This is a genomic window from Halomonas sp. ANAO-440, from assembly GCF_019915905.1.
GTDB lineage: Bacteria > Pseudomonadota > Gammaproteobacteria > Pseudomonadales > Halomonadaceae > Halomonas > Halomonas chromatireducens.
Genome location: NZ_JAHXBV010000010.1, coordinates 55,981 through 69,195, shown reverse-complemented (window position 1 = coordinate 69,195; position 13,215 = coordinate 55,981). Strand labels below are relative to the sequence as shown.

8 protein-coding genes are annotated in these 13,215 nt (G+C 63.7%); 3 read left to right on the top strand and 5 right to left on the bottom strand.

The window, feature by feature from the left end; translation table 11 throughout:
* Window positions 1-603: 603 nt before the first annotated feature.
* Window positions 604-2,487, top strand: coding sequence for a glycerophosphodiester phosphodiesterase family protein (locus KZO25_RS09360; RefSeq protein WP_223136743.1), 1,884 nt, complete (start codon window positions 604-606; stop codon window positions 2,485-2,487).
* A gap of 18 nt (window positions 2,488-2,505) precedes the next feature.
* Here the strand turns inward: KZO25_RS09360 and ggt are convergent, their stop codons facing one another.
* Window positions 2,506-4,275 carry a gamma-glutamyltransferase gene (gene ggt / locus KZO25_RS09355; RefSeq protein WP_262488928.1) on the bottom strand — a complete coding sequence of 590 codons (1,770 nt, stop codon included), beginning with the start codon at window positions 4,273-4,275 and terminating at the stop codon, window positions 2,506-2,508.
* Between the two features lie 165 nt (window positions 4,276-4,440).
* Entirely contained in the window at window positions 4,441-6,813 is a 2,373-nt protein-coding gene (gene ppsA / locus KZO25_RS09350) for a phosphoenolpyruvate synthase (protein WP_223136741.1), read from the bottom strand.
* Between the two features lie 248 nt (window positions 6,814-7,061).
* On the opposite strand from ppsA, the gene KZO25_RS09345 reads away from it, so the two are divergent.
* A complete protein-coding gene (locus KZO25_RS09345) occupies window positions 7,062-7,895 on the top strand; it encodes a pyruvate, water dikinase regulatory protein (protein ID WP_223136747.1) in 834 nt (277 codons plus the stop codon).
* Between the two features lie 3 nt (window positions 7,896-7,898).
* A complete protein-coding gene (locus KZO25_RS09340) occupies window positions 7,899-8,675 on the top strand; it encodes a DUF3750 domain-containing protein (protein WP_223136740.1) in 777 nt (258 codons plus the stop codon).
* 359 nt (window positions 8,676-9,034) lie between these two features.
* On the opposite strand, the gene KZO25_RS09335 is transcribed toward KZO25_RS09340, so the two are convergent.
* The 3 genes from KZO25_RS09335 to KZO25_RS09325 form a co-directional block, all read right to left on the bottom strand.
* The gene (locus KZO25_RS09335; protein ID WP_223136739.1) at window positions 9,035-10,255 is read right to left on the bottom strand and encodes a CaiB/BaiF CoA transferase family protein; all 1,221 of its coding nucleotides are present in this window, start codon (window positions 10,253-10,255) and stop codon (window positions 9,035-9,037) included.
* 79 nt (window positions 10,256-10,334) lie between these two features.
* The gene (locus KZO25_RS09330) at window positions 10,335-11,516 is read right to left on the bottom strand and encodes an acyl-CoA dehydrogenase (protein ID WP_223136738.1); all 1,182 of its coding nucleotides are present in this window, start codon (window positions 11,514-11,516) and stop codon (window positions 10,335-10,337) included.
* A gap of 114 nt (window positions 11,517-11,630) precedes the next feature.
* Window positions 11,631-13,025 carry an MATE family efflux transporter gene (locus tag KZO25_RS09325; protein ID WP_223136737.1) on the bottom strand — a complete coding sequence of 465 codons (1,395 nt, stop codon included), beginning with the start codon at window positions 13,023-13,025 and terminating at the stop codon, window positions 11,631-11,633.
* Between the last annotated feature and the right edge of the window lie 190 nt (window positions 13,026-13,215).

Sequence of the window (13,215 nt, the reverse complement as noted above, 5' to 3'; positions counted from 1 at the left end):
TCGACTACGGGGTCATGGCTTACCCCGACTCGGACTTCCACCGAGTTGTGTGCACGCCTTCACGGGCGCACTTGGAGCGCCGCTCCGCGTCGCGACTGGCGCCGCGAGGCGCCTTGGCGGAGGCCGCCGTCGCTGGCTATTACCGCGATCATCGACAACACCGCCGGGAGGCCTTCGGCCTCCAGTCGCCGATGCGTCGGACCGGATCGAAGATACTCCGACAGCGGCGTGGTTCGCGTTAGTGGAGAGAGCAGCTGTTGGAGCGCTCGGTTCGGCGCTCCGACTCCGCGTCGCGACTGGCGCCGGTAGGCGCCTTGGCGGAGGCCGCCGTCGCTGGCTATTACCGCGATCATCGGCAACACCGCCGGGAGGCCTTCGGCCTCCAGTCGTGATCTGAAGATACTCCGACAGCGGCGTGGTTCGCGTTAGTGGAGAGAGCAGCTGTTGGAGCGCTCGGTTCGGCGCCCCGACTCCGCGTCGCGACTGGCGCCGCCAGGCGCCTTGGCGGCGGCTGCAACGCCAGCGATTATCGCTACCATCGCTCTTGCCTTCTCCACTTCTTCAATGCCACTCTAACATCATGAATCCCAACGACTCGCAATCGTGCTGACTCCCTCATCGCTGGCAATAGACGTGCTGCGCAGCCTGCGAGAGCATCTGCGCCCTCTGGTGGCGTACCACCTGTTCTTCACCCTGCTCGCTTCGAGCCTGCTGCTGCCGTCCGCTGCATGGGCCTTGACCAGCCTGTTGGGCCGTATCAGCCAACCGGTGATCACCAACGCGGAGCTGATGGGCTTGCTGCTCACGCCTGCCGGGTTGCTCTGGGCACTGGCGGCGATTGGCATGGTGTTCGTGGTGCTTTTCCTGCAGCAGGCGGGGATGATTCTGGTAGCGGTTCGCCGACGCGATAACCACTACCAGCTCGCTTTCATTGCCCTGTGGCAGACCCTGCACCGGGCGCCGGCGCTGATCGGGCTGGTGGTGGTGCAGGTCGGGGCTCACCTGCTGTTGATGCTGCCTGTAGCACTGCTGCTCGGCTGGCTCTATGACCTGATCGTCGGCGGGATGGACCCCTATTACGTACTCAGGGTGCGCCCCCCTGCCTACTGGCAATACCTGGCCGCTGCCACACCGCTGGTATTGGCCTGGGCCTATGTGGCGTCGACTCTCTATTTCCGCTGGATTCTGGCGCTGCCCATCGTCACCCTGGAGCAGGCCACCCCCCTGGCCGCACTGAAACGCAGCCGCGACCTGACGCGAGGCAGCAAGGGACGGGTGGCAATGGTGGTACTGGGGCTGCTGCTGGTGATCATTGCCCTTCCCTTCATCGCCACCTGGATCTTCGATCGCATCTTCACCCCCATGCTCTGGTGGTTGCCTGAGCGAAATGCGGTGCTTATTCCAGCCATGCTGGCCTATCTGACCGGCTATGTGCTGGTGACGTTGGCTATCACCTTCATCGGTATCGCCGCCAACGCACTGCTGTCCGCCTGCCTCTATCTGCGACTGGCTCACCGCGAGCCCCGGCCTGCCCCACCACCGCCGGATGCCCACCCTGGCCGCCTGGCATGGGGCGTTGAGCTTGGGGTCGTGATCTTCGCCCTGGCCCAGGCCTGGTGGATCGTGAATAGTTTCGAGTTGCGCGATGACGTGACCAATATCGCTCACCGCGGGAGTTCCATGGCCGCTCCGGAGAACACGCTGGCGGCTGTCGAGCGGGCGATAGTGGACCGTGCCGACTATGTCGAGATCGATGTGAGACTATCGGCCGATGGGGAGGTGGTGGTCTATCACGACCGCAGCCTGCAGAGACTGGCCGGCGATCCCCGCAATGTCCGCGATCTGACGCTGGATGAACTGCAGGCTTTCGATGTGGGCAGTTGGTTTGGTGACGCCTTCGTCGGAGAGCACATCCCTACCTTGGATGAGGCGCTGGAGACAGTGAGAGGGCGCAGCGCCCTGATGATCGACATGAAGCCCGACCCGGGCGGCGAGCTCGCGCTGGTCGAGGCGGTACTGGAATCGATCCGGCGAGAAGCGATGGCTAGAGAGCAGTGCCTCGACATGCTCTCGCCGGCACAATCTGCGACCCGCTGCGGGAATCCCGATGTGATAGCCGAAACCCGCGTCGCGGTAATGTCGCCGGGCGTCGTTCAGATGGTCAAGGAGCGAGAACCCGAGCTGCGCGTCACCCTCCTTGCCCAGCTGGTCATGCCGGGCACTCTGGAGCGGCGTGGCTTCGATGCGCTGGGCCTGCGGCATAACCGCATTACCGAAAACGAGATACGCCTGGCCCGCGAGCTGGGCTACGAGGTACATGCCTGGACGGTCAATGACCGGGCCCGCATGTCGCAGCTGATTGACCTCGGCGTTGACGCCATCATCACGGATTACCCGGACCGCCTTACTGAACTGATGCGGGACCGGCGTGAACTCGGTGATGGCGCCCTGCTGCTGGTCAAGCTGCGCAACTGGTTGCGGCGATGAGCCTCAATCCCCCATGCCTCAATCCCCCATAACCACGCCTTCACGCCGTGGATCGGCACCGCCGAAGAAGCCTTCCTCGGTTTTCATGATCGCCTGCAGGCCGCTTGTCAGCTCTCGCTCGCTGGCTTCATGGCCACGCTCATTCAGCGCCTCCAATACAGACGCATCGAAGCGTCCCTCCTCGAGGAAGGCCGGCCCACCCAGGGTAATGGCGTGGGGAAGTTCCAGCGCTTCCTGGGCGTTCAATCCCCAGTCGAGCATTGCCACCAGCGCCTTGGCGGTGTAGTGGATAATCGCCGCACCACCCGGTGACCCCAGGCTCGCAATCAGCTCGTCACTTTCCCGATCGAAGACCAGGGTCGGGCTCATGCTCGAGCGCGGCCGCTTGCCGGCTTCCACCCGGTTGGCAATCGGCGTGCCGTCGGCATCCAGGGGACGGAAGGAAAAATCCGTCAGCTCGTTGTTGAGCAGATAGCCACCCGGCAGGCCGGTGCCGCCATCGGCGAGCATGCGTGAGCCGAATGCCGCCTCTATGGTGGTGGTCATGGCCAGGCCATTGCCCTCCTCGTCGATGATGCTGATGTGGCTGGTGCCATATTCCGGCTGGTTCGGCTGCACTGCCCAGGAGGTTTCAAGCTTGCCAGGCCTGCCCGGCCGGGCGCCATCGGGGCCCATGCTCTGCTCTTCGATGCGTTCGGCGCGAAGGGCGAGATAGTCGGGCTCGAGCATGGTGCTCCAGCTTCCTCCCGGGGGATCGACGAAATCCGGATCGGCGATATACTTGCCGCGATCGGCAAAGGCAAGCCGCGAAGCCTCGAGGAAGCGATGCCACCATTCGACGCTCGGCTGACCCTCTTCCAGGGGCGCCTCCAGTTCCGGCAGATGCTCCATGGTGCCGAGTATCTGCATGATGGTCAGGTGGCCCGACGACGGAGGCGGAAAGCCGCAGACACGATAGGCTTTCCAGTCGGTGCAGAGGGGATCTCGCTGCAAGGCGACATAGGTCGCCATGTCCTCGAGGCTGATGGCGCCGGGACGCTCCGGGTGGCCCTGGACCCGATGGACCAGGTCCTCGGCAATACTGCCGGTATGCATCGCCTTGCTGCCGTGTTCGGCAATCTCGCGCAGGATGGCAGCCAGTGCAGGATTCTTCAGCTTGTGTCCTTCCGCGAGCGGCTCACCATCCTCGGTGTAGTAGAAGGCACCGCCCAGGGCATCGTCACGCAGCCGTTCTTCCCCGGCAAGGCTGGTGTGCAGCCGATGACTGACGGCAAACCCCTCCTCGGCGAGGGTGATGGCGGGGGCGAACAGTTCTGCCCAGGGCAGCTTGCCGTGCTCATCGTGGGCCAGCTCCAGCATACGCACGGTGCCGGGCACACCTACCGAAAGCCCGCTTGCGGCAGCATCCATGAACTCGAGCGGCTCACCATCTCCATTGAGAAACAGCGACTCGCTTGCAGCCCGGGGAGCCGTTTCGCGCCCATCAAAGGCCGTCACGTCACTGCCGTCGTAATGCATCAGGAAAGCGCCACCCCCGATGCCGCTGGACTGGGGCTCGACCAGGGTCAGCACCATTTGTACGGCAATGGCGGCATCCACCGCCGAACCACCGGCCCGGAGAACCTGATAGCCGGCGTCGGTGGCGAGCGGATTCGCCGCCGCAACCGCGAAGCGCTCGGTTGCCCAGCCGGGCTTTTCAGTGTACCCGGAGGCCTGTTCCGGCGCGATGGCGGGGGCCGAGTACTCGAACGTAACGTCAGCAAGGGCGGCTAGGGGCATACCGAGCATGGCGGCAGATACAACAATGCCTAACCAGTTGCGACGCAAGGAAACTGTTTGATAATCCATTATAAAGACCCTCGGTAACTCCGTGTAAGAGGTATACAGCATAGGCGAAAAAAGGCCCGTTTGACGACTATCAAACGGGCTGTTTAGTGACTTGGTGTATCGGTATTACTCGATTGTTTCCCCCGCCAGCATGAACCAGGTTTCAAGTACCGCATCCGGGTTCAGGGAAACGGAGTCGATACCCTGCTCCATCAACCACTTGGCCAGATCGGGATGGTCGGAGGGGCCCTGGCCGCAGATGCCGACATACTTGCCCTGCGCCTTGCAGGCCTGGATCGCCATGGAGAGTAGCTTGAGCACCGCCGGGTTTCGCTCATCGAAGAGGTGAGCGACGATACCGGAGTCGCGGTCCAGACCAAGGGTCAACTGGGTCAGGTCGTTGGAGCCAATCGAGAAGCCATCGAAGTGTTCGAGAAACTCGTCGGCCAGCAGCGCGTTGGCCGGCAGCTCGCACATCATGATCACCTTAAGGCCGTTGTCGCCCCGCTTCAGGCCGTTGGCCGCCAGCAGTTCGACCACTTCACGCGCCTCGTCGGTGGTGCGCACGAAGGGCACCATGATCTCGACGTTGTCGAGGCCCATCTCGTCACGCACGCGCTTGAGCGCCTTGCACTCCAGCTCGAAACAGGGACGGAAAGCGTCGGAGATATAGCGTGAAGCACCGCGGAAGCCCAGCATCGGGTTCTCTTCGCCGGGCTCATAGAGCTTGCCGCCGATCAGGTTCTCGTACTCGTTGGACTTGAAGTCCGACAGCCGCACGATGACGCGCTGCGGGTGGAAGGCCGCCGCCAGGGTCGAGATTCCCTCGACCAGCTTGTCGACGTAGAAGGTCACCGGGTCGGTATAGCCGGCGGTACGCATGTCGATGGTCTGCTGCAGCTCCAGCGGCAGGGTCTCGTACTCGAGCAGCGCCTTGGGATGGACCCCGATCATGCGATTGATGATGAACTCCAGCCGCGCCAGGCCGACACCGGCATGGGGCAGCCCGGCGAAACCGAAGGCACGATCCGGGTTGCCAACGTTCATCATGATCTTGAACGGGATCTCGGGCATGGCATCGACGGTGGAGACGCGACGGTCGTAATCGAGCAGCCCCTCGTAGACGTGGCCGGTATCGCCTTCGGCACAGGAGACGGTGACATCGCGGCCATCCTGCAGGGTATCGGTGGCATCGCCACAGCCCACCACGGCCGGGATACCCAGCTCACGGGCAATGATCGCCGCGTGGCAGGTGCGGCCGCCACGGTTGGTGACAATCGCCGAGGCGCGCTTCATGATCGGTTCCCAGTCGGGATCGGTCATGTCAGTGACCAGCACATCCCCGGCCTTGACCTTGTCCATATCGTCCGGCGAGAAAACCACCTTCACCGCACCACGCCCGATACGCTGGCCGATGGCACGGCCGGTGACCAGGGTGCGTCCCTTCTCCTTGAGGTGGAAGCGCTCCAGCTTGCCGCCCTCGAGCTGGGAGACCACCGTTTCGGGGCGCGCCTGGACGATATAGAGCTCGCCATCGTCGCCGTCGAGCGCCCATTCGATGTCCATGGGTCGAGCGTAATGAGCCTCGATGGTCATCGCCTGGCGCGCCAGGGCCATGACCTGATCGTCATTGATGCAGAAGCGAGCGCGATCCTTGAGCGGAACATCCACGGTGGAGACCGACTTGCCGGCGCTGGCATCGGCGCCATAGACCATCTTGATCAGCTTGGAACCGAGGTTGCGGCGCAGCACGGCCGGGCGACCGGCCGCCAGGGTCGGCTTGTGTACGTAGAACTCGTCGGGGTTGACCGAGCCCTGCACCACTGTCTCGCCCAGCCCCCAGGAGGCGGTGACGAACACCGCATCGCGGTAGCCGGACTCGGTGTCCAGGGTGAACATCACGCCGCTGGAGCCGGTTTCGGAACGCACCATTTTCTGGATACCCGCGGACAGCGCCACGTTCTCATGGGCGTAGCCCCGATGTACCCGGTAGGAAATCGCACGGTCATTGAAGAGGGAGGCGAAAACCTCATGCACGGCGCGCTTGATGTTGTCGAACCCTTCGATATTGAGGAAGGTTTCCTGCTGGCCGGCGAAGGAGGCATCAGGCAGGTCCTCCGCGGTGGCCGAGCTGCGCACAGCCGCCTTGAGGTTGGGGTGCTGGGTGGCCAGCTTGTCGTAGGCGGTGCGCAGGTGTTCCTCGAAGGTAGGGGGCAGCGGCGTATCGATGACCCACTGGCGAATCTCGGCACCCACCCGCGACAGCTCGGTGACGTCGTCGACGTCAAGCCGGTTCAGAGCCTGATTAATGCGCTCGTTGAGCCCCTCATGGGCCAGGAACTCGCGATAGGCGTGGGCGGTGGTGGCGAAACCGCCGGGGACTGTGACGCCGGCGCCCGAGAGGTTTGAGATCATCTCACCCAGGGAGGCGTTCTTGCCGCCGACCCGTTCCACATCGTCCATGCCGAGCTGGTCGAACCACAGGATGTAATCTTCCACGAGACCCCCTTGATCTTCGAAGCCTTGTCACAGGCAAATGATGCAATGGTCGACACCTTAACCGGATGTTTCCATATTCGCCATTGGTCTAACATCGAAGTCACTGGAGGATTTTTACAACAGTTGCCCCTTTTGCCGCGTTTTTGTAGTGGCTTGTGGCGCAGCGCACCGAATAAACCACGCCTTGCCCGTAACGCCGTCAGCCCCGACAATGGAAATCGTCCCTGTCAATGGAAGCTGAACCTGCCATGCCACGTACCGCCTTCTTCATTTCCGACGGCACCGGCATTACTGCCGAAAGCCTCGGGCGCAGCCTGCTGGCACAGTTCGAGAATGTCGATCTGCGTATGCTCACCAAGCCCTATATCGACTCAGTCGAAAAGGCCCGCACCCTGGTCGAGATCATCGAAGCCACGGCGGTGCGCGACGGCGAGCAGCCAATCATCATCGACACCATCGTCGATGAGGGTATTCGCGACGTGATACGCGGTGCCACCGGGTTCAAGGTCGATATCTTCTCCACCTTCCTCAAGCCGCTGGAGCAGGAGTTGGGCACGCACTCCAGCTACAGCGTGGGGCGCACCCACTCCATCGGCAAGGATGAGGTATACATGGACCGCATTCACTCGGTCCATTTTGCCCTGGACAATGACGACGGCGCCCGCACCCACCAGTACGATGAGGCGGATGTGATCCTGGTGGGTGTCTCCCGCTGCGGCAAGACCCCCACCTCGCTCTATCTGGCATTGCAGTTCGGCATCCGCGCGGCCAACTATCCGCTCACCGAGGACGACCTCGACGAGAACGGCACGCTCAAGCTGCCCAGGGTGCTGGCGACACATCGACACAAGCTGTTCGGGCTGACCATCGATCCACGACGGCTGACGGCGATACGTCACGAGCGTCGGCCCAACAGCCGCTATAGCTCGCTGGACCAGTGCGCCCAGGAAGTCGAACAGGCCGAAGCGCTCTATCGACAGTTGCATATCCCCTTCATCGACACTACCCGCTTTTCGATCGAGGAGATCTCCACCCGCATGATCGCCGAGACAGGCCTGACCCGGCGTTTCTCGCCACGATAGCCCATGAAAGGACTATTGGCTTTTCTGGTTGTGGTAGCACTCTTTGGCGGCGGCCCACTCTATCAATGGTGGCTCGGCGGTATGGAAATTCGAGGCGACTGGCGAAGCGCCGATCGCACCAGCGCCGGGCTGGCACCCGACCTCACGCACACGACCGAGGCCGTGGTGCAGGTCTACTCCGCTCGGGCCTTCAACTGGCGGGGTATCTTCGCCGTGCATGCCTGGGTCGTGACCAAGCCGCAGGGGGCTTCCCAGTACACCATTCATCAGGTTACCGGCTGGGGGCGCCCCACCCTCTCATCCCGACCCGGGACGCCCGACCGCGCCTGGTTCGGCAGTGCGCCCAGCGTCCACGCCACGCTCTGCGGCACCGAGGCCGAGCTCGCCATCGAACAGATCGAGGCGGCGCTGCCGGCATACCCCTATATGGACCGCTATCGCGCCTGGCCCGGCCCCAACAGCAATACGTTCGTCGCGTGGCTGATTCGTGAAGTGCCGGCGCTCGACGTCGCCCTGCCCTCCACCGCCGTGGGCAAGGACTACCTGGGCCGCCAGGTCGTGACCCGCAGCCCGAGCGGCACAGGGTTACAGGTTTCGCTGGGTGGGTACCTGGGGGGAGCCATTGGCATCGAGGAAGGATTGGAGGCACATCTGGGAGGGCTGGTGGTCGGCATCGACTCCCGCGCCCTGGGCATCAAACTGCCCGGCGTCGGCACGCTGGGGTTGCGGGGCGGGCAGGAAACCACAGGCCCCGCCGAGTGCCCGCGGGAGGGAGGATAAGTCAGTGCGCCGACAAGGTTGGCAGCCTCCGCCGAGGCGCCTACCGGCGCCAGTCGCGATGGGAACCAGCGCTCCAACAGCGATTCTCTCCACCAACGGTGCCACGCCGTTGTTGGAGTATCTTTAGATCACGACTGGAGGCCGAAGGCCTCCCGGCGGTGATGCTATTGTTGGCGATCACTGCCAACGACGGCAGCCTCCGCCGAGGCGCCTACCGGCGCCAGTCGCGATGGGAACCAGCGCTCCAACAGATGTTCTTTCCACCAACGGTGGCACGCCGTTGTAGGAGGAAGCTTTAGCTCCGGTCCGACGCATCGGCGACTGGAGGCCGAAGGACTCCCGGCGGTGTTGCCAACGCCTCAACGCACCACTCCTTCCCGCTTCAGCCTGGCGATATCGTCGGGCGAGAGCCCCATCTCGGCGAGTATCGCGTCGCTGTCCTGGCCGAGCCGGGGTGGCGCCACGTCACTGGTGGCCTGCTGGCCGTCGAAGCGCAGCGGGTTGCTCACCTGGGGTACGTCGAGGTCGCCACGCTTCAGGGTGCGCTGCATTCCCCGGTGACGAACCTGCGGGTCGTCGAAGACTTCGCTGATGGTGTTGATGGGCCCGGCGGGAATGCCGCGGGCTTCCAGTTCCGCCAGCCAGTCGTCACGGGTCCGGGTGCGGAAGATCGCCTGGATCAATGGCACCAGCTGATCGCGGTTCCCCACCCGGGACTCGTTGGTGGCATAAGCAGGGTCTTCCCCCCACTCCGGATGACCGAACAGTTCCGCCAGCCTGGCAAACTGACTGTCATTGCCCACGGTGAGCACCAGGTAGCCGTCGGCACAGGCGAAGGCCTGATAGGGAACGATGTTGGGGTGGGCATTGCCATGTCGCTGGGGTGACTGCCCGCTGACCAGCGCATTGAGCGACTGGTTGGCCAGTGCCGCCACCTGAACGTCGAGCAGGGCCACGTCCACGTGCCGACCCAGCCCGGTACGCTCACGCTCGTGCAGCGCTGCCAGCACGCCGATGGTGGCATAGAGCCCGGTGGTGACGTCGGTAATCGCGACCCCGGTCTTCATCGGCATGCCGTCCGGCTCGCCGCCGATGCTCATCAGCCCGCCCATGGCCTGGATCATGAAATCGTATCCGGCGCGGTGGGCATAGGGTCCATCCTGGCCGAAACCGGTGATGGAACAGCCGATCAGCCTGGGATTCAACTCATGCAGGCTGGCGTAGTCGAGGCCATACTTGGCCAGCCCGCCCACCTTGAAGTTCTCCAACACGATATCGGCGCCCGTCGCCAGCTGGCGAATCAGCGCCTGGCCATTCTTGGTGGCAATATCCACCGCCAGCGACTGCTTGCCGCGATTGGCGCAGAGGAAATAGGCGGCCACACGCTCGGGATCGCCACCACCTGCCTCCAGGTCTTCGCCGAGCCAGGGCGGGCCCCAGCCGCGGGTGTCGTCGCCGCGCTCGGGATGTTCGATCTTGATCACGCGTGCGCCAAGGTCGGCGAGCAGCTGGCCGGCCCAGGGGCCCGCCAGCACGCGCGACATATCGAGCACCACGATACCGTCAAGCGGTCCGCTCATGTTGATTCCTTCCACACTCGTCACTGCGGCGGGCAAGCCCCGCCGCTCCTCGCTAGAGCTAGCGTTTGGATCTTGGCGATTAGTTGGCGAAGGCCTGGAGGCCCGTCTGAGCCCGCCCCAGGATCAAGGCGTGGACATCGTGGGTGCCCTCATAGGTATTCACCGCCTCGAGATTCATCATGTGGCGAATCACGTGGTATTCGTCGGAGATGCCGTTACCGCCGTGCATGTCGCGAGCAACCCGGGCGATATCCAGCGCTTTGCCGCAGTTGTTGCGCTTGATCAGCGAGATCGCCTCCGGCACCAGTTGGCCGTCATCGATCATGCGACCGACGCGCAGCGCCGCCTGCAGGCCCAGGGCGATTTCGGTCTGCATGTCGGCCAGTTTCTTCTGGATCAGCTGATTGGCAGCCAGCGGGCGGCCAAACTGCTTGCGATCCAGGGTGTATTCACGGGCGGCATGCCAGCACGCCTCGGCGGCCCCCATGCTGCCCCAGGCAATGCCGAAGCGGGCACGGTTAAGGCAGGAGAACGGTCCCTTGAGGCCGGTGACGCCGGGCAGGCGCTGGTCGTCGGAGACCTCGACATCCTGGATGGCGATCTGACCAGTGATGGAGGCGCGCAGACTGAACTTGCCCTCGATCTTGGGCGCCGAGAGACCCGGCATGCCCTTTTCGAGGATGAAACCGCGGACCACGCCCTCCTCGTCTCTTGCCCAGACCACGAACACATCGGCGATGGGCGAGTTGGTGATCCAGGTCTTGGTACCGTTGAGGCGCCAGCCACCATCGGTGCGCACGGCGCGGGTGGACATGCTGCCCGGGTCGGAGCCATGGTCGGGTTCGGTGAGACCGAAGCACCCCACCCACTCGCCGGTGGCCAGCTTGGGCAGGTACTTTTCTCGCTGGGCATCGGTGCCGAAGGCGTGGATCGGATACATCACGAGACTGGACTGCACGCTCATGGCGCTGCGGTAGCCGGAGTCGACGCGCTCCACCTCACGGGCGATAAGGCCGTAGCTCACGTAGTTCATGCCGGCGCAGCCATAGCCGTCGATGGTGGCACCGAGCAGGCCCAGCTCACCCATCTCGTTCATGATTTCGCGATGGAAGTGCTCGTGGCGGTTGGCCTCAAGCACCCGCGGCATCAGCTTGTCCTGACAGTAATCATGGGCGGTTTGCAGCACCATGCGTTCATCTTCGTCCAACTGATCGATCAGCCGGAACGGGTCTTCCCAGGTGACAGGGGTAATCTGGCTCATGGTGATGCTCCGCAGTGAATATCTACATTTTGATAGAATGTAGACCATGAACGGCGCGCTGCCAACCCCTGGGCCAGTTTTTTGTGTATCTCCCACCGGAACCAGCGGGTAAAACTAGGCCGAATACGTTGCCGGCGGCGCACGCTCTTGAAGACGACGGTGAATGAGTCGCCAGGCCACCAGCCCGATCAGCAGGTTAGCGATAAACATGCCGATGAATATGCCGGTTGGCCCTGCCAGGACACCACCCAGCCAGGCCAGTGGCACGGTCAGCACGAAGAGCCGAATGACCGAGAGACGCATGGCCCGGCCGGGCTCGTGCAGGGCGTTCAGCGATGAGACGGCGAGGATGACGACGCCCTGGGCGCCCAGTCCCAGTGGCACCCACCAAAGAAAGGCGCGCAGGACTTCTGCCATGGCCTCACTATCGGCATAGCTGCCAACGAGCCAGGGCGCCAGCAATTGCAGCAACAGCCATACCCCGAACTGCCAGGCGAGTACGAAACCGAAACAACCGAAGATGGCGCGTCTTACCCGGTCGTGCTGCGCGGCGCCGATGTTCTGGCTGACCAGAGGCGGAAGCGTCATCGAGAGCGCCAGGACGGCGATCTGAACGAAGGCATCGATACGCGTACCGACCCCGAAGCCCGCCACCGCGTGGTGGCCGTGGTCGGCGACGATCCGCGTCACCAGGGCGAGCGCCAGCGGCGTAAAGACGCTGGTGATGGCAGCGGGAACGGATATGCGCGACAGCTCACGCCAGGAAGCCAGCATGTCCGCCAGGGGCAGCTGCCGGAAGACGAGACAATCCCGCAGCTCGCGCTGAAAGAAAAGCGCCGCGGTCATCAATCCCCAGCTGAGTACGGTGGCAAGAGCCGCCCCCTGCACGCCCAGTTCGGGGAAGGGACCCACGCCGAAGATCAGCAGCCAGTCGAGGAGCCCGTTGAGCAGGGCCGCCAGCGCCATCATCAGCCCGGGGATCAGGGTATTGCCCTGGGCACGCAACACGCTGTTGAGCACCCGGGGCACAATGACTGCCGCGGCCCCCAGGTACCAGATGCCCATGTAGTCGCGAACATGGGGCATGAGTGCCTCGTCGGCACCCAGCAGCCGGAACAGCGGGTCGATTGTCGCCAAGCCCAACGCGGTGAGGACAAGGCCAACGACCAGCGCGAGCAGCGCCGCATCGGTGGCACGCCGGCGCACCGTGGCGAGATCCCCCTGCCCCAGCCTTCTGGCAACGACCGCCGAGGTGCCTATACCCAGCCCGATCGCCAGGCTGATCACCGCGAAGACCACCGGAAAGGTAAAGGAAACCGCCGCCAGCGGCTCTGTACCCAGCCGTGCGATGAACCAGGAGTCCACCAGGTTGAAGCTGAGCATGGCGATCATGCCACCCACTACCGGCAGGCTCTTGCGCAGCAGGGTCGCCGCGATAGGCCCTTCGAGAAGTTCGCGGCGAACGGGACGGCGGGATGGACGATCAGCGGATGGCGATGAAAGCGTCATGAAGCCTCGAATACATGAAACAGGCTCACGATTGTGCCTGCTTCCTGGCGACGTACCAAAGGGGGTCTCCGCCGAGGCGCCTGGCGGCGCCAGTCGCGACGCGGAGCGGCGCTCCAACAGCTGCCTTTTCCTGCCATAACAGGCGATTACCACGCTGTAGGAGTATTTTTAGATCCGGTCCGACGCATCG

Bases quoted from the DNA above. Each gene is read 5' to 3' on its own strand.
- ggt (WP_262488928.1), bottom strand. From the start codon at position 4,275: ATGCTCGGTATGCCCCTAGCCGCCCTTGCTGACGTTACGTTCGAGTAC.
- KZO25_RS09345 (WP_223136747.1), top strand. From the start codon at position 7,062: ATGCCACGTACCGCCTTCTTCATTTCCGACGGCACCGGCATTACTGCC.
- KZO25_RS09340 (WP_223136740.1), top strand. From the start codon at position 7,899: ATGAAAGGACTATTGGCTTTTCTGGTTGTGGTAGCACTCTTTGGCGGC.
- KZO25_RS09335 (WP_223136739.1), bottom strand. From the start codon at position 10,255: ATGAGCGGACCGCTTGACGGTATCGTGGTGCTCGATATGTCGCGCGTG.
- KZO25_RS09330 (WP_223136738.1), bottom strand. From the start codon at position 11,516: ATGAGCCAGATTACCCCTGTCACCTGGGAAGACCCGTTCCGGCTGATC.
- KZO25_RS09325 (WP_223136737.1), bottom strand. From the start codon at position 13,025: ATGACGCTTTCATCGCCATCCGCTGATCGTCCATCCCGCCGTCCCGTT.